This is a genomic window from Actinomyces sp. HMT 175 (assembly GCF_016694895.1).
GTDB lineage: Bacteria > Actinomycetota > Actinomycetes > Actinomycetales > Actinomycetaceae > Actinomyces > Actinomyces oris.
The window spans coordinates 318450-334341 of record NZ_CP068012.1; the positions used below are offsets into that span (position 1 = coordinate 318450).

A 15892-nucleotide genomic window follows, 5' to 3' on the forward strand; every position below is an offset into this window, starting at 1 on the left:
AATCGGCCGGTATTGTATTCCTTGTACAACTCCCCACATGATTCCTGAGAGGACCTCATCATGCGTCTGCCCAAGATCGTTCTCGCCGGCACCGCCGCCCTGGCCCTGTCCCTGAGCCTGGGCGCCTGCTCCCTGTCCGTCAACGGCTCCGGCTCCGGGGACTCCGGCTCGCCGGCCGCCCAGTCCGAGCAGAAGTACACTCAGGGCGCCGACTCCAAGGACTCGTCCAAGACCGATGCCAAGGGGGCCGCCACTGCCGACTCCCAGTCCTCCTCCGGTGGCTCGGCCCAGGCCACGGCCGCCCCCGGCAACAAGGACGGCGACAAGGATGACGACAAGGACGGCGACGACGCCCCCATCACGGACCCCACCTGGAAGGACATCCAGAGCACCGGTCAGCGCACTGAGGTCTCCGGTGCGTACACCGTCCAGGGAGTCGGGACGACCCTCAACCTGGTCGGTGACCTCGACACGCTGACGGTCCAGGGCTCCGACGTCAAGATCTCCGCGGAGGACGTCGACACCCTCACCGTTCAGGGCTCCAACGTCACTGTCTACGCCCGCGACATCGACCACCTCAACATTCAGGGCTCGAACGTCACCGTCCACTGGCTGGGCGACGACCCGACGATCCAGGACGGCGGCGCCAACAACACCACCGGGAAGCTCTCCCAGTGAGCTTGTCGTGACCCAACCTGCCGCACCGGCTCCGTCCGCCACTGTCCTGCTCGTCGACGACGAGGCCCCCATCCGCCGCTCCCTGGGCCCTTACCTGGAGCGCGGCGGGTACCGGGTCCTGCTCGCCTCGGACGGGGCGGAGGCCATGGACATCCTGGCCTCCTACCAGGTGGACATCATCGTCTCCGACGTCCTCATGCCCAGGATGGACGGCCGTGAGCTGGTGCGGCGGGTCAGGGCCGGTGGGGCCTGGACCCCCATCATCCTGCTGACCCAGGTGGATGCCTCCTACGAGCGGGTCTCAGCCCTCGACGACGGTGCCGACGACTACCTGTCCAAGCCCTTCGACCCTGCTGAGCTCGCCTCCCGGATCCGCGCGGTGCTGCGCCGCACCCGCGGCGTGGCCCAGCCGCTGACCTCCGCCTCCCGGCTCGTGGCCGGTGAGCTGCTCCTGGAGCGAACCTCGCGGCGGGTGACCCTGTCGGGGCGCGAGGTGACACTCACTCCCAAGGCCACGATGCTCCTGGACTACCTCATGAGCCATCCCGGAGAGCTCCACACCCGGGACGCCCTGCTGGCCTCCCTGTGGGGCATCGATTTCGCCACCTCCACGCGCGCCGTCGACCACCGCATCCGCGAGATCCGCCAGGCCCTGGGCGACGACGCCGCCAACCCCACCTACATCGAGACGGTCCCCTCCGTCGGCTACCGCTTCCGGGCCGAGGTCCGGGCATGAGCGGCTCATCGATCTCGCCGCAGCTTCCGCCCTCGGTCCCTCCGCGTCCGGCGCCCGCGCAGGACGGCCGTACCCGGTACATGGAGCCGGCAGTGGACATGGGTGGGCCGCGCACCGTGCCGGTCACCCGGCCCGGGGCGCCGGCCGCGCAGCCGGCCAGCCCCCCGATGGCGGGCGACCCGGGGAACCATCCGCAGCAGGCCGACCCGCAGCGGCCGACGGCTGAGCCCCAGAGCGTCGAGGTCTTGGCTGGGGCTGCCGCCGAAGCCGCCCCGGCACCTCTGGACCCCCCTACGGAGAAGCCCCGGCGGGCCGGCTGGGTCGGATGGGTGCTGGCGGTGGCGGTCGTGGCCGTCGCAGTGGCGGTCTCCTATGCGACCTTCGGGCTGGCTCCGGTGGTGATCTCCACGGCAGTGCCGCTGGTGGTGGCGGAGATCGGGATCGTTGTGCTGCTGCTCGCCCTGGCTGTGACCGTGATCCGCCGCAGGCTGCGCCTGGCGGTGCAGCGGGGGCGAAGCCAGGCCCGGGAGGAGGCGTGGTCCCGTCACCAGCAGTTCCTGCGCCGGCTGGACCACGAGCTGAAGAACCCGCTGACGGCGGTGCGGGCCGCCGTCGCCGACCTGCCGCAGGCCCCGCCTCACGAGCTGCAGGCCCGGGTCGACGTCGTCGACGCTCAGGCCCGCCGCATGGGGCGCTTGGTGACGGACCTGCGCAAGCTGGCCGACCTGGAGACGGCCGCGCTCTCACTGGAGGACGTCGATATCGCCGAGACCGTCCACGACGCCGCCCAGGCGGTCGGCGAGGAGGGGGCGGCGCGTGGTGGCGGGCCCAGAATCCGCCTGGACCTGCCGCAGGTGCCGTGGCCGCTGTCGCATGTGCGCGGCGACGGCGACCTGCTGTACTCGGCCGTCTACAACGTCATCTCCAACGCCTCGAAGTACACCTTGCCCGGAGGGGCCGTGGAGGTGCGCGGTCGGGAGGAATCGGGAACCGTCACCATCGAGGTGGCCGACACTGGGATCGGGGTGCCGCAGGCGGACCTGCCGGCTGTGTGGAGCGAGCTGGCCCGGGCCGGCAACGCCCGGGGCCTGCCGGGCTCGGGGCTGGGGCTGGCGCTGGTGTCCACGATCGTGCGCCGCCACGGTGGCAGCGTGCGTATGGCCTCCCGTGAGGGTGTGGGCACCCGGGTCTGGCTGAGCCTGCCCGTCGCAGGTCCAGCGGATACGCCGTGACCGCATGGCGCGTCGGCGGCCGGGGCTGAAGAACCCTCCGTCACCCCGCCGCGCCCCTGTCGCAGTCCTGCGACAGGGCAGGAACCAGGCGGCGACAACGATTCAGTAACGTTCAGGTCATGACAAAAGCACTCATCTCCCTGCCCTCCCTGTCCCTGATCGCCGCCCTCGCGCTGAGCGGCTGCTCCCTGTCCATCGGAGGCGGCTCGTCCTCGCAGGCTCAGGGGCAGCAGACCCAGGCCAGTCAGGCCGGCTCGGACTCCGCCGGCTCCGCGGGAAGCACCCAGGGCTCCGCCTCCGCCCCGGCGTCGGGAACCTCCGGCTCCGCGGGCCAGGCCGTCGCCGGCTACGAACCCGGACAGATCCCCCCGATCCCCATGATCTCCCTGCCCGATCTCAGCCTGCTCACCCAGTCCACGGGCGCCTTCACCCCGGATCTCACGCGCTCCATCACCTCCCAGCCCGGCATCACGGTCAGGCCCGCCCGCTGCGACGCGAGCGGATCGCTCGTCTCCGGCTCCACGGTCCTGGGCGGTGACGGCTCGATGACCACGAGCTCGGGGAGCACCTCAGTCACCAACAATGGTGACGGCTCGGGTACCTACAGCGACGGGAAGGTCTCCATCACCAACAACGGTGACGGCTCGGGTACCTACTCCGACGGGAAGGTCTCCATCACGATCAACGGTGACGGCTCGGGCACCTACAGCGACGACTACCTCTCGGTCACCGTGAACGGCGACGGCTCAGGGACCTACAGCAACTCCACCACGGGGGAGTCCATCACCCTCGACGGCAAGGGCTCGGGCACCTACAGCCGTGGTGGGGTCTCGATCACCAACAACGGTGACGGCTCGGGTAGCTACAGCGACGGCACGATCTCGATCACCAACCTTGGCGATGGCACCGCCATCGTCAACGGCTCCACGATTTCGGCCAAGCCCGTTCCCAAGGCCGGCAAGGTGGGCACCTTCCCCTCCATCGACGCCGCCAAGCCCGTGCAGTCCTGCGGCACCGTCATCACCCTGGAGGACAGCGTCCTGTTCGACTTCGGCTCATCGGAGCTGCGCGGCCAGGCCTCGACCACGCTCACCAACCTGGCCACCGTCATCAAGGACTCCAAGGCCCCCAAGGTTCAGATCCAGGGCCACACCGACTCCGTCTCCGACGACGCCTTCAACCAGAAGCTCTCCGAGCAGCGGGCACAGGCCGTCTCAAGCGCCCTGAAGTCCGACGGCGTGGCCGCCGACCTGGAGGCCGTCGGCTACGGCGAGACCAAGCCGGTGGCCCCCAATGAGAACCCCGACGGCTCCGACAACCCCGCCGGTCGCCGCCTCAACCGCCGCGTCGAGGTCTTCGTCCCGGCCTTCTGAACCGCCGCCCGGCCATCGGACCGCACGTGCATGATGCCCACCCGACCGCCCTCACCACATCTGAATACCGGAGAAGAACCATGTCCCCGACCACTCGTCCCCTCCGTCCTCGCCGCGCAGCCGCTGTCGTCCTCGTGGCCCTGTCCCTGACCGGCATCAGCGCCTGCTCCATCTCAGTGGGTGGAGGCTCGTCCGACCAGGGAACCGCCGCAGCGGCGGGCCAGGAGGACTCGGCCCCGGAGCAGTCGGCTGCGTCGTCGCCGTCAACGGCTGCGACGACCGCCTCCCAGGCGCCCCGATCGCAGGCCGCTGCGCCCAGTACCCCGGAACAGGCCTCGCCTGCCGCCGTCGGCTCCAGCGCTCCCGAGGCAGGCGCCCGGCCTGCGAGTGGTGAGCGTCCCGGCGCTCGGGCGACCATCACCGACAGTGACTGGCTGAGCGACCTGGAGTTCGTGGAGAAGACCGTCTCGGCGAGCCCGACCATGCTCTTGGACAAGTCCGGCGACGACCTCCGTATCGAGGGGGAGGTGAACAGTCTCAGTGTTGCCGCCAACAACACGAAGGTCTTCGCCGACTACGTCGGCCTGCTGACCGTCTCCGGCAACAACGTCACTGTCTACGTCAAGGATGTCGATCGCGTCGTCATCAAGGGAACCAACGCTGAGGTGGTCTGGGCCGGCAACAGTCCGAAGGTGGAGGACTTCGGCCACAACACTGAGACCCGCCAGCAGGGAAGCGAGGGCTGAGTCCCGCCTCGCCGCGCCTTCCCCCGCCCGGCTGCCATCGCGATAGTCGACGGCGCGCAGCGGCGGCGTCTGAAGGGTGCGGTGACCGGACCCGTTCCTGAATCCCGGCGACTGGGCCTGGGCCCAGTCGCCGGGGTCGTCTCTGCTCCGAGGCGTCTCGGCCACAGGTGTCCCACACCGTATGCGGGTGGAACAGCACTTGACTCCACTGTGCACCTACTGTCTATAGTGTGCATGTACGGAAGGAGTTGCTATGCCGCTCTCGGTCGTCCTGTCCAACACGGCGGGAGTTCCCATCTACGAGCAGATCGCCCAGCAGGTCAGGGACGCGATCCTGACGGGCCAGGTGGAGGCCGACGAGATGCTGCCCTCGATCCGGGCTCTGGCCCGGGACCTGCGTGTCAGCGTCATCACCACCACCCGCGCCTACTCCGACCTCGTCACTGACGGCTTCCTGGCCAACGTTCCCGGCAAGGGCTACTTCGTCCTGCCCCGGGACTCCGAGCTGGTGCGCGAGCAGGTGCTGCGGGAGGTCGAGGAGCACCTCGACCGCGCCGTGGAGCGCGCGCGCCTGGCCCAGCTCAGTGACGAGGAGCTCCACACCATGCTTCAGACCATCATCACCACCTCCACCACCTCCAAGGACAAGAAGTGAACCCCGTCGAGATCTCCCACCTGACGAAGCACTACCCGGACTTCAGCCTCAGTGATGTCACCTTCTCCGTTCCCGCCGGCTACGTGACAGGTTTCGTCGGGGCCAACGGCTCGGGGAAGACCACCACCATCAAGGCCGCCCTGGGCATGATCCACCCCGATGCCGGCTCGGCCACCACCCTGGGCCATGAGCGCATCGGCGTCGTCTTCGATGCCCCGCCCTACAACCCCGAATGGCGCCTGAAGGACCTGGGCCGTGGCATCGGGCGCTTCTACCCCACCTGGTCCCAGGAGCGCTACGACGCCGAGCTCCAGGCCGCGGGCCTGGCCCCCACTAAGAAGGTCAAGGAGCTCAGCCGAGGCATGGGCATGCGCCTGCAGATGGCGGTGGCCCTGGCTCACGATCCCGAGCTGCTCATCCTCGATGAGCCCACCGGCGGTCTGGACCCCTTGGCCCGCAGCGAGATGGTGGACATGCTCGCCCAGTTCATGGTGGAGGAGGGCCGCACCATCCTGTTCTCCACCCACATCACCTCCGACCTCGATCGGCTGGCCGACTACCTGGTCATCCTCAGTCGGGGCAGGGTCGTGGCCAACGGCACCGCTGAGGAGATCATCGACTCCTTCCGTCTCGTGCGCGGCATACCCGAGCACCTGACCGACGCCGTGCGCCAGGCCAGCCTCGGGCTGCGCAGCACGTCGCTGGGCTGGGAGGCCATGATGCCGGCCGACGCCGCCGAGGCGCTGACGGACCGCATCGTCGTCGAGGTCCCCACCATTGAGGATCTCGCCGTGCACATCGCCAAGGAGGCGGGCCGTGAATGACCTCATGACCACGGATCGACGCGAGCGCCCCGCCGAGGCGGCCGCAGTGGCCGAGGTGCCGGCCGGCTCGATGACGAGGGGCGCCGCGGCCGGGCCCGGACGGGGCGCTCGGGTGATCTCGCTGGTGCGGTTGCATCTCCTGGGCCTGCGGGGTCCCCTGCCCTTCCTCCTCGGCCTTCTCCTCATTATGGGCGCCGTCAGCTTCGTCTCCGGAAGTATCGTCCCGGTCAGCGGATTCCTCACGGGGGCCGCCCTGGCCGGGGGCCTATCGGGAGTGATCGCCGAGCGCTCCGGCATCAACCGTCTGCTGGCCTCTCTGCCCGTCTCCCGGGCCGAGGTCATCGATTCCTACTGGGCGGTCGCGATGCTGTTCGTCCTGGCCGCCTCGGTCCTCTACGCGGCCATAGGCCTCCCCCTGGGTGTGCTCCCGGGTGAACTGCTCGACGTTCCCCTTGTCCTCATCATGGGGCAGGCCCTGGGAATTCCCGTGTTCCTGCACTTCGGGCGTTGGCGTGGCCTGCACGTCTGGGTGATCGCGATCGTGGTCCCGGGGGCGTTGGGTGCGCTGGTGCTCAGCTTCAGGCCGATCCGGGACCTTGCACTGAGGACGACGACGGGCCACTGCCTGCTCCTGGCCCTGGGCGCCTGCGCCCTCGTCGGCCTGTGGGCGCTGAGCCGCCGCCTCTACCTCAAGCAGGACCAGTGAGCGCCACGATGATGGGGACGACGACGGGGACAGCGCCCGATAGCAGCCGGGGCATCGGAGCGACCGCGGCGACTGGGCCGGCAGGCCCTGAGGGCAGCGGCGAGACGGCGCTCGCCGGGGTGGGGGCGGTGCTGCAACTCGACCTCATCATGCTGCGCCGTCGTGGTCCACTGCTCCTCCTGCCCCTGGCGCTGGCGCTGTACATCGCCATGGACGTCCTGGCCGGCCGTCTGCAGACGACGGTGATGGCGGGGGTCGCCCTGGGGCTGTGCGCCCAGTACGCCCAGAGGGCCGTCGAGTCCGCTCACCACATGGAGCGCCTCTACGGGGCGCTGCCGCTGCGGCGCAGCGAGCTGGTCGGTGCCCGCTGGGCCGAGGGGATCGCCCTGGCGCTCCTCTCCGGCCTGGTCTGCGTACCGGCGGCCGCTCTCACCGGTGACTGGGGCGGTCTCATGGCCGGCCTGTTCGTCATCTGCCTGTCCGCGGCCCTCGGGCTGCCCCTGTTCCTGTGCCTGGCCCCCGAGCGGGCCCTGTGGATGTGGGGGCTGTGCCTGGGGGCGGGAGCCGGCGCCCTCTACGGCGGCACCCCGCTGCTGGCAGGACCCGTGGCCGAGGTACTGCGCCAGCCGGTGCCAGCCGTCCTGGTCGCCCTGGCCTGCCCCGCCCTCCTGGGCGCCTCCCTGGTGGTGGCCCTCCGCTGGTACGGGCGCCAGGACCACTGAGGTCCGGCCGAGGAACAAGCAAGAAGAAGTGAGGAGATCGACCATGCCCGAGTCCGTCGTGTCTGCTGCGCGGGCCGCAGCCACCCTGCCCGCTGCCGCCGAGTCCTGCGGCACTCAGGCTCCCACTACTCCTGCGGCGGTGCGGGGGCCGGGTGCCCTGAGCCGGTGGGAAACGGTGAGAGCCGTCATGCACCTGGAGCTGGTTGCCTGGAATCAGGTGTACCTGACGACGATGATCGGGCTGATCCTCGTCGCGCAGGTTGGTCTCGTCGCGCACCGCTGGCTGGGGGTGGTGCTCCCGCTTCCGCTGGTGCTCGTCCTGGCGATCTTCCCGCCCTTCCTGCTCCTGACCCTGTGCGGGGTGGTGTGCCTGACCCTGTGGGATCCTTCGCGCTCCTCAGGTGCCCTGCGGCTCTACGGGGCACTGCCCGTGACCCGCGCCGAGGTGCTTGCCGGCCACTACCTGCTCAGCCTGGCCTACGGGGGTGCCTCAGTCCTCCTGGCCGCCATCCACCTGCTCGGTGCGCTCGGTGGTGCCGATCCCCTGGTCTGGGTGACAGTGCTGGCGTGGGTGGTGGCAGTGCTGGGGATCTGTGCAGTGATGCCCCCAGTGCTTGCCAGGTACCGCAGCCCACTGACGGGGATTGTGGTCATGATGGCGGTAATCGCAGTCCTGGGCCTGCTCGGCGGGTTCGTCAAGGGATCCGAGGCGGTGTCCCTGACCGCCGTCTCCCAGCCCGGGATGCTCCTGGCCCTGATGGCCCTGCTCCTCGTACTCGTCCCCACGGGACTGGGGGCCTCCTGGATGCTCTGCCTCCGCATCTACACCAGGCAGGACCACTGAGGCCCGGCTTAGGAAGAAGCAAGAAGAAGTGAGGAGACAGATCATGCCCGAGTCCGTGCCCGAGTCCGCTGCCTCTGCCGCGCGGACTGTATCTGCCGTGCCCACTGCCGGTGATCCTGCGGCGTCGCAGGTGCGGGGGCCGGGTGCCCTGAGCCGGTGGGAAACGGTGAGAGCCGTCATGCGCCTGGAGCTGCTCTTCACCTGGAGGCGACGGGACACCGCGGCGCTGCTGGGGCTGTGCGCGCTCGGTGCTCTGGGAGTGGCCGTGCCCGGAGTGAGGGGATGGCTGGGGCCCTTCTCCCCGGACAAGCTGGTGTACTACCTGCTAGCCGCGGTGTTGATGGTGGGCCTGATGCTTTGGCGGCCCTCCCGTGAGGCCCGGATGCGTCAGCTCTACGGGGCACTGCCCGCTACTCGTCTTGATGTCCTGGCTGCCCGCTACCTCCTGCTCGCGGCCGGCTGGGTGATCCTGTTCGTCGGGGAAACAGCAGTGCTCCTGGCCGTGGGTGGGTTATCGAACGACGCCGTGGGCCGGCACCTCACCTGTCTGTTCCTCTTCGGGGTGATCGCCGCGGTGGAGCCGCTCCTGCTCGCCGCGTGCGGCGGGACCACCTCCCTGCCCGTGCTCGCCCTGTGGGGCCTCGCCATCGGTTTCTGCATCGAGATGCCCGTGGTCTTCGGGGTGCTGAGTGCGCTGGAGTCCATGCCCCAGCAGGTGGTGCTGGCCGGCGGGCTCGGGCTCATCGCCGTGCTCTCCGCCGTGGGGCTGGGCGCCTCCTGGCGGACCTGCTGCCGTATCTACCTCCGCCAGGACCACTGAGAGCATCGCCTGAGAGCACGAGTGGCGGTGGCCGGTAGCGGCGCCGTTCCACGCTCCAGGGCCTCGCCTCGCCCCGTGCGCCCGCCGGCGACCGGTCGGCGCTCCCGGGGCCTTCCCCACGGACCGTTACCCTGGGCCTGTGACCACCGCTGCCCCTCCCGCTGCTTCCGGCGCCCCCGTTCCGCCCCCGTCCGGCCCCGGTCTGTTCATCTCCTTCGAGGGAGGCGACGGCGTCGGTAAGACGACGCAAATCCGCATCCTCGCCGACCTGCTGACCGCAGCGGACGTGGACCACATCCTCACCCGTGAACCGGGCGGCACCGAGCTCGGCGTCGAGATCCGCCGCCTCCTCCTGCACGGCGGGCACGTCGCCCCGCGCGCCGAGGCCCTCCTGTACGCCGCCGACCGCGCCCACCACATCGCCACCCGCGTGCGGCCCGCCCTCGAGCGCGGCGCCGTCGTCCTGGCCGACCGCTACCTCGACTCCTCCGTCGCCTACCAGGGGGCGGCTCGCTCGCTCGGCCCTCAGGAGGTCCGCGACCTGTCCCTGTGGGCCACCGAGGGCCTCCTGCCGGACCTGACCGTTCTGCTCGACGGCGACCCCGACCTGGCCGAACGGCGCACCACCGGCCGCGGAGCCAAGGATCGCCTCGAGCAGGAGGGGGACGCCTTCCGCGTGGTCCTGCGCGAGCAGTTCCTCACCTTGGCCCAGTCCGAGCCCGAGCGCTTCGTCGTCGTCGACGCCGACCGGCCCGTCGACCAGGTGGCCGACGACGTCATCGAGGCCGTTGTCGCCGCCGTGCGCCGCCACGGCGTGCACCTCGCCCACGGCGGGGCCCACCAGGGGGTGCTCCTGGGCCTGGAGGCCTTCGTGGAGGCCGCCGCCCGCCGCAGCGCCGCCGGGTCGGGCGAGGAGGCGGGCTCATGAGCGTGTGGGAGGACGTCGTCGGCCAGGAGAGCGCCGTGTCCGCCTTCACCGCCGCAGCCCAGGCCGCCCGAGAAGCAGCTGAGCAGCGCGAGGCACAGGCCGCCGCCGGTCTCGCCCCCAAGGAAGGATCAGACGGGGGAGCCGGTTCCGCGGCGGCTGCGGCGGCCGGGCTCGCCATGACCCACGCTTGGCTCGTGACCGGCCCACCCGGATCGGGCCGCTCGAACGCCGCCCGCGCCTTCGCCGCCGCCCTGCAGTGCACCGGCCCCGTCCCTGGATGCGGGCAGTGCAAGCCCTGCCGTGACGTCATGGCCGGCTCCCACCCCGACGTCGTGCGCTTGGCCACCGAGAAGCTCATCATCACCATGGAGGAGGTCAAGACCCTCATCGGTGAGGCCCAGCGCCGCCCCTGGACCGGGCGCTGGCGCGTCATCCTCGTCGAGGATGCCGACCGCATGGCCGAGCGCACCACCAACGTCCTGCTCAAGTCCATCGAGGAGCCCCCGCCCCAGACCGTCTGGCTGCTGTGCACCCCCAGCGCCGATGACGTCCTGCCCACCATCCGCTCCCGCTGCCGCCTGGTGACGCTGCGGATCCCGCCGGCCGACGCCGTCGCCGAGCTCCTCGTGCGCCGCGACGGAGCCGACCCCGAGCTGGCCGCCCGGGCCGCCCGGGCCAGCCAGTCGCATATTGGGCTCGCCCGCCACCTGGCCACCGACGCCGACGCCTGGGACCGGCGCCGCCGCCTCCTGCTCGCCCCCGTCTCCCTGCGCAGCGTCGGTGACGCCGTCCTGGCCGCCGCCTCCCTGGTGGAGGCCGCCGAGTCCGAGGCCAAGGAGGCCACCGCCGAGCGCGACGCCCGCGAGAAGGCCGAGCTCACCCGCGCCCTCGGCCTGGAGAGCGACGGGAAGATCCCGGCAGCCCTGCGCGCCCAGATCCGTCAGCTCGAGGAGGACCAGAAGCGCCGCGCCAAGCGCGCCCGTACCGACGTGCTGGACCGGGCCATGATTGACCTGCTGTCCTTCTACCGTGACGTGCTCACCACTCAGATGGGCAGCGATGTCGAGCGCGTCAACCTCGACCTGTCCGACGCCGTCGACCAGGCCGCCCGCACGACGAGCCCCGAGCAGTCCCTGGCCCGCATCGCCGCCATCGAGGAGTGCCGCAGCCGCCTGCGCTCCAACGCCGCCCCCCTGCTGGCCGTCGAGGCTCTCATGGTGCAGCTGCGACCCCAGGCCGAAGGACGGTGAGTGCCATGCCCCATCCGGCCTGGGGTGGGGCATGAGGCCGTCGTCGTAGCCCTGAGCGACCGTCGACGCGCCCGTCAAAACCAGGACGGCCACGGCCCGGTGTGGAAGAGTCGTGACATGACCGTTATACAGCCAGGGGGCGAGGACGGCGGCCACGCCGCTCGGTTCGAGCCGATCATCCGCAGATCGAGCCCGCAGGAGCGAGTCATCGCCTGGGGACTGACCGCTGTCGGCCTCCTGGGTCTGGCCATCGGGCTGGCGATCATGGCCTCCGGGCAGTACCGGGGAATGCTCGCCTGCTTCGCGGCGGCGGCACTGTGCCTCCTCATGGGCTACCTGACCCTGCGGCCGCGAACCGTCTTCGACCGGAGCGGCATCCACAGCAGGACGCTGCTGCGCTCCTACGACCTCGCCTGGCCCGGCTCCCGGGAGGCCTTCGACATCACCCGGCAACCCCGATCCGCTCTGCGCGTCCGCGACGCGGGCCCGAGCGTGCAGGCGACGGTGCGCGGTGAGACGGGCACGGTGGTCCTGGGAGGAATGAGTACTCGAGCACTTACCGAGCCCAGGGCCCGCTACCTCATGGAGGGCGAGCTCGATCGGCTCTGGGCATGGGCCGCCTCCTGGGGGCTGGTGCCCGCCGAGGACCCGGAGGGCACCAGGACTCGCGGGGGAGAAGGCAACGGCCCATCTCATCCCTGAGAGGGATCACACACCGACCGACCGGTTCATACCATGCTGGGTATGGAAACGAGAACGAAGCATCATCCAAGGAATCGGATCGTGCCTGCGCTCGCGGAGGCGAGGCGACGCCCCGGAGGGCTTCGGCGCCGTCGGGTGTCTGCTGGGGTGCTGGCGGCTGTGGCGGGTGTGTGTCTGGGGGCGGGGGCCGGTGTGGTCCCCGCTGCTGCGCTGCCCGCCGCAGGGCCGGCTGCGGCTGCGTCGTCTAAGGCGGCGGTTCCCCGGGGGCTGGAGTCCTTCTATGGTCAGAAGGTCGAGTGGTACGACTGTGTGGCCACGGCTGGAGTGGAGAAGTCGGCTGAGAAGACCGGTTTTCAGTGCGCCAAGGTCACCGTGCCGCTGGACTACTCCCAGCCGGACGGGCAGACCATTGAGATCGCGATGAAGAAGCACTTGGCCACCGGCTCGGTGCGCCAGGGCACCCTCTTCATGAACCCCGGCGGCCCCGGCGGATCCGGGGTGGACAACGTCGGCGCGATGGCGACGACGACCTTCGCCGGAGTGCAGAAGGCTTACGACATCATCGGCTTCGACCCCCGCGGCGTCGGCTCCTCCACCGCCATCACCTGCAGCACCGACGCGGAGGCGAAGGCGATGGAGGGGGTCTCTCCAGTCGATGGCGCAGGCGCCCCCGTAGCATTCGAGAAGCGGGCCACCGTTATGTCCGAACGCTTCAAGCAGCTGGAGGCCGACTGTGCCTCCCGCACCAAGCCGACCGAGCTGCTCGACCATGTGGACACCGTCTCGGTGGCCCGGGATCTCGACGTGCTGCGGGCACTGTCCGGGGACCAGAAGCTCAACTACACGGGCTTCTCCTACGGCACCTACCTGGGGGCCACCTACGCCGAGCTGTTCCCGGCCAACACCGGGCGGCTGGTCCTCGACGGCGCCCTGGACCCCAGCCTGACCTACAACGAGCGCAGGCAGGGGCAGGCCCGCGGCTTCGAACGGGCGCTGCGCAACTATGTCGCCTGGTGCCAGTCGGGACAGAGCTGCCCCTTGTCCGGTGACACTGACGCGGGCGTCCAGCAGATCGGAGACGTCTTCACCTCGGCCAACCAGTCGCCCGTGCCCTCATCGGATCCGAATCGTCCGGTGACGGGTGAGGAGATGAAGCGGATCGTGGGGTTCATACTCTATTTCCCGGAGAGCTCGTGGAGCGCCGTCAGTGAGGCCCTGGGGCAGGTCATCAACCAGCACGACGCCTCGGCCTTCAGGGCCATGGCGGACCAGATCGCCGCGCAGCCCCAGGTCAACACCGGAGCGAATATCGGCATCAACTGCCTGGACTACCGGGTCGAGGGCAACATGGCCACCTGGACGGTGCAAAGCAAGGAGTTGGAGAGGATCGCCCCCCGCTTCGCAACCGTCACGGAGGCCGGCGACCTCGGCTGCCAGGCCTGGGGGCACACCGGCACCCAGCCGTCCAAGGCGCTCCACGCCAAGGGGGCCGCGCCGATCCTCGTGATCGGGACGACCGGCGACCCGGCCACTCCGTACGAGTGGGCGGAGGCGCTGGCAGACCAGCTGGACTCCGGTCAGCTCCTCACCTGGGAGGGCAACGGGCACGCGGCCTACACCAACTCCGGGCACGGCCCCTGCGTCACCCAGGCGGTCGACACCTACCTGCTCACCGGCACCATGCCTAAGAAGGGACTGACGTGCCACGGCAAGCAGTGAGCCCTCGAGGAACCGCCGCCCTCCGACCGGCGTCCCGCTGACGGGCGTCAGGGGCTGCGGGTACGCATCACCGTGGTTGGGGAGCCGGAGGCAGGCGCCCCAACCACGGTTCTTTTCTTCTCCCAGATGCCTGCTCATGACGCGGACACGTCCGTTTACTGTTTGTAATATAACGGTTATGAAAAATAGCGTGAATGAATTGTCTGGTCCGCGACGAGTCGCCCCGGGGCGCCGTCGGGTGTCTGCCGGGGTGCTGGCGGCGGTGGCGGGTGTGTGCCTGGGGGTGGGGGCCGGTGCGGTCCCCACTGCTGCGCTGCCCGCCGCAGGGCCGGCTCCGGCAGCGTCGTCTAAGGCGGCGGTTCCTCGGGGGCTGGAGTCCTTCTACGGTCAGAAGGTCGAGTGGTACGACTGCGTGGCCACCGGTGGGATGGAGAAGTCGGCTGAGAAGACCGGTTTTCAGTGCGCCAAGGTCACCGTGCCGCTGGACTACTCCCAGCCGGGTGGCCAGACCATTGAGATCGCGATGAAGAAGCACCTGGCCACCGGCTCGGTGCGCCAGGGCACCCTCTTCGTCAACCCCGGCGGCCCCGGCTACTCCGGGGTGGAGATGGTGGAGAACAACGAGACCGAGTTCTCGCCCACCCTCAATCAGGCCTACGACATCATCGGCTTCGACCCCCGCGGCGTCGGTGCCTCCACCCCCATCACCTGCGATGACGGCGCGGGCCAGCAGCCCGCCAAGGCCGCCCAGGGGGGCATGGGCGTCAACGACCTCCAGCCCGGATCCCTCGTCGCCGACGTCGCCGGGGACGACCCCACCCCCTTCCGGGACGCTGAGAATCCTGCCGCCGACGGCGGAGCAGAGGCCAACGTCGCCTTCCCGACCCTGATCGAGGAGATCACCAAGGACTTCAAGCAGGAGGAGGCCAACTGCGCCACCCACACCAAGCCGGCCGGGCTGCTCGACCATGTGGATACCGTCTCGGTGGCTCGGGATCTTGATGTCCTCAGGGCGCTGTCCGGGGACCAGAAGCTCAACTACCTGGGCTTCTCCTACGGCACCTACCTCGGTGCTCACTACGCCGAGCTCTTCCCCGCCAACACCGGCCGCATGGTCCTCGACGGCGCCGTCGACCCCTCCCTGTCGCTGGGGGACCGGGCCTCCGGGCAGGCCCAGGGCTTCGAGACCGCACTGCGCACCTACGTCCAGCAGTGCCAGTCCGGCCAGGCCGTCCAGGAGGGCCAGAGCTGCCCCCTGACCGGTGATGCCGACGCCGGAGTCCAGCAGGTTCGCACCCTCATCTCCTCGGCCGACCAGGCGCCACTGAAGACCTCAGACCCGAACGTCACCGTGGATGGCAGCACGATCCGCAGCGTCGTTCGCCGATTCCTGTACACCTCCGAGTACTGGCCCTTCCTCACCTACGCCCTCGACCAGGCCATCACCCAGAAGGACGGCTCCTACATCCAGGTGCTCTACGGCAAGGTGGTGGCCGGAGGCAGCGCTCCGACCTTCTATGCCGTCAACTGCCTGGACATCCCCGTCCAGGGCGATATGACTAGCTGGGAGAAGGAGTACCAGCAGATCCTCCAGAGCTCGCCCACCTTCGGTGCCTCTCTGGGCAACCAGGATGCGCGCTGCCAGGCCTGGGGGCACAACGGGACCCGCAAGCCCGCACCCATCCACGCCAAGGGGGCGGCCCCCATCCTGGTGGTGGGCACCACCGGCGACCCGGCCACGCCCTACGCCTGGTCCCAGGCCCTGGCCGATCAGCTCGAGTCCGGCCGGCTCCTGACCTGGGAGGGCAACGGCCATACCGCCTACGGGCGCTCGGGGGCCTGCGTCCAGAAGGCCGTCGACACCTACCTCATCAGCGGGACCATGCCCGAGGAGGGGCTGACCTGCAAGAACGGACAGTGAAGCTGGACCGTCCCCGCCCCGGGGGTCTCGATGGGA

General features: G+C 70.0%; 16 protein-coding genes. All 16 read left to right on the plus strand.

Annotated features, from left to right (window positions below; translation table 11 throughout):
• Window positions 1–60 precede the first annotated feature (60 nt).
• The 16 genes from JJJ14_RS01335 to JJJ14_RS01410 all read left to right on the plus strand — a co-directional run bounded on the left by JJJ14_RS01335 (window position 61) and on the right by JJJ14_RS01410 (window position 15856).
• Window positions 61–678, plus strand: coding sequence for a DUF3060 domain-containing protein (locus JJJ14_RS01335; RefSeq protein WP_201444481.1), 618 nt, complete (start codon window positions 61–63; stop codon window positions 676–678).
• Window positions 679–685: 7 nt separating this feature from the next.
• Window positions 686–1414 (plus strand): response regulator transcription factor, encoded by a 729-nt coding sequence (locus JJJ14_RS01340; protein ID WP_101558940.1) that lies wholly within the window; start codon window positions 686–688, stop codon window positions 1412–1414.
• Window positions 1411–2646, plus strand: a complete 1236-nt coding sequence (locus JJJ14_RS01345) for a sensor histidine kinase (protein ID WP_201444482.1) — start codon at window positions 1411–1413, stop codon at window positions 2644–2646. The genes JJJ14_RS01340 and JJJ14_RS01345 overlap by 4 nt, the downstream gene beginning before the upstream one ends.
• Before the next feature lie 119 nt (window positions 2647–2765).
• Window positions 2766–4019, plus strand: a complete 1254-nt coding sequence (locus tag JJJ14_RS01350) for an OmpA family protein (protein WP_201444483.1) — start codon at window positions 2766–2768, stop codon at window positions 4017–4019.
• Window positions 4020–4099: 80 nt separating this feature from the next.
• Entirely contained in the window at window positions 4100–4765 is a 666-nt protein-coding gene (locus tag JJJ14_RS01355) for a DUF3060 domain-containing protein (RefSeq protein ID WP_101558937.1), read from the plus strand.
• Window positions 4766–5018: 253 nt separating this feature from the next.
• On the plus strand, window positions 5019–5420 hold the full coding sequence (locus tag JJJ14_RS01360) for a GntR family transcriptional regulator (protein WP_075404776.1): 402 nt from the start codon (window positions 5019–5021) through the stop codon (window positions 5418–5420).
• Entirely contained in the window at window positions 5417–6244 is an 828-nt protein-coding gene (locus tag JJJ14_RS01365) for an ABC transporter ATP-binding protein (RefSeq protein WP_201444484.1), read from the plus strand. Before JJJ14_RS01360 ends, JJJ14_RS01365 begins: the two co-directional genes overlap by 4 nt.
• Window positions 6237–6950, plus strand: a complete 714-nt coding sequence (locus tag JJJ14_RS01370; protein WP_201444485.1) for an ABC-2 transporter permease — start codon at window positions 6237–6239, stop codon at window positions 6948–6950. The genes JJJ14_RS01365 and JJJ14_RS01370 overlap by 8 nt, the downstream gene beginning before the upstream one ends.
• Window positions 6947–7672 (plus strand): ABC-2 transporter permease, encoded by a 726-nt coding sequence (locus tag JJJ14_RS01375; protein ID WP_201444486.1) that lies wholly within the window; start codon window positions 6947–6949, stop codon window positions 7670–7672. Before JJJ14_RS01370 ends, JJJ14_RS01375 begins: the two co-directional genes overlap by 4 nt.
• A gap of 43 nt (window positions 7673–7715) precedes the next feature.
• Window positions 7716–8516, plus strand: a complete 801-nt coding sequence (locus tag JJJ14_RS01380; protein ID WP_201444487.1) for an ABC-2 transporter permease — start codon at window positions 7716–7718, stop codon at window positions 8514–8516.
• Window positions 8517–8559: 43 nt separating this feature from the next.
• Complete coding sequence (locus JJJ14_RS01385) at window positions 8560–9336, plus strand: hypothetical protein (RefSeq protein ID WP_201444488.1); 777 nt, start codon at window positions 8560–8562, stop codon at window positions 9334–9336.
• Window positions 9337–9475: 139 nt separating this feature from the next.
• A complete protein-coding gene (gene tmk / locus JJJ14_RS01390; protein ID WP_201444489.1) occupies window positions 9476–10264 on the plus strand; it encodes a dTMP kinase in 789 nt (262 codons plus the stop codon).
• On the plus strand, window positions 10261–11514 hold the full coding sequence (locus tag JJJ14_RS01395; RefSeq protein ID WP_201444490.1) for a DNA polymerase III subunit delta': 1254 nt from the start codon (window positions 10261–10263) through the stop codon (window positions 11512–11514). The genes tmk and JJJ14_RS01395 overlap by 4 nt, the downstream gene beginning before the upstream one ends.
• A gap of 117 nt (window positions 11515–11631) precedes the next feature.
• The gene (locus tag JJJ14_RS01400) at window positions 11632–12216 is read left to right on the plus strand and encodes a hypothetical protein (RefSeq protein ID WP_201444491.1); all 585 of its coding nucleotides are present in this window, start codon (window positions 11632–11634) and stop codon (window positions 12214–12216) included.
• A gap of 81 nt (window positions 12217–12297) precedes the next feature.
• Complete coding sequence (locus JJJ14_RS01405) at window positions 12298–13935, plus strand: alpha/beta hydrolase (RefSeq protein ID WP_201444492.1); 1638 nt, start codon at window positions 12298–12300, stop codon at window positions 13933–13935.
• Between the two features lie 178 nt (window positions 13936–14113).
• Window positions 14114–15856, plus strand: coding sequence for an alpha/beta hydrolase (locus tag JJJ14_RS01410; RefSeq protein WP_236592871.1), 1743 nt, complete (start codon window positions 14114–14116; stop codon window positions 15854–15856).
• The last annotated feature ends 36 nt before the right edge of the window (window positions 15857–15892 follow it).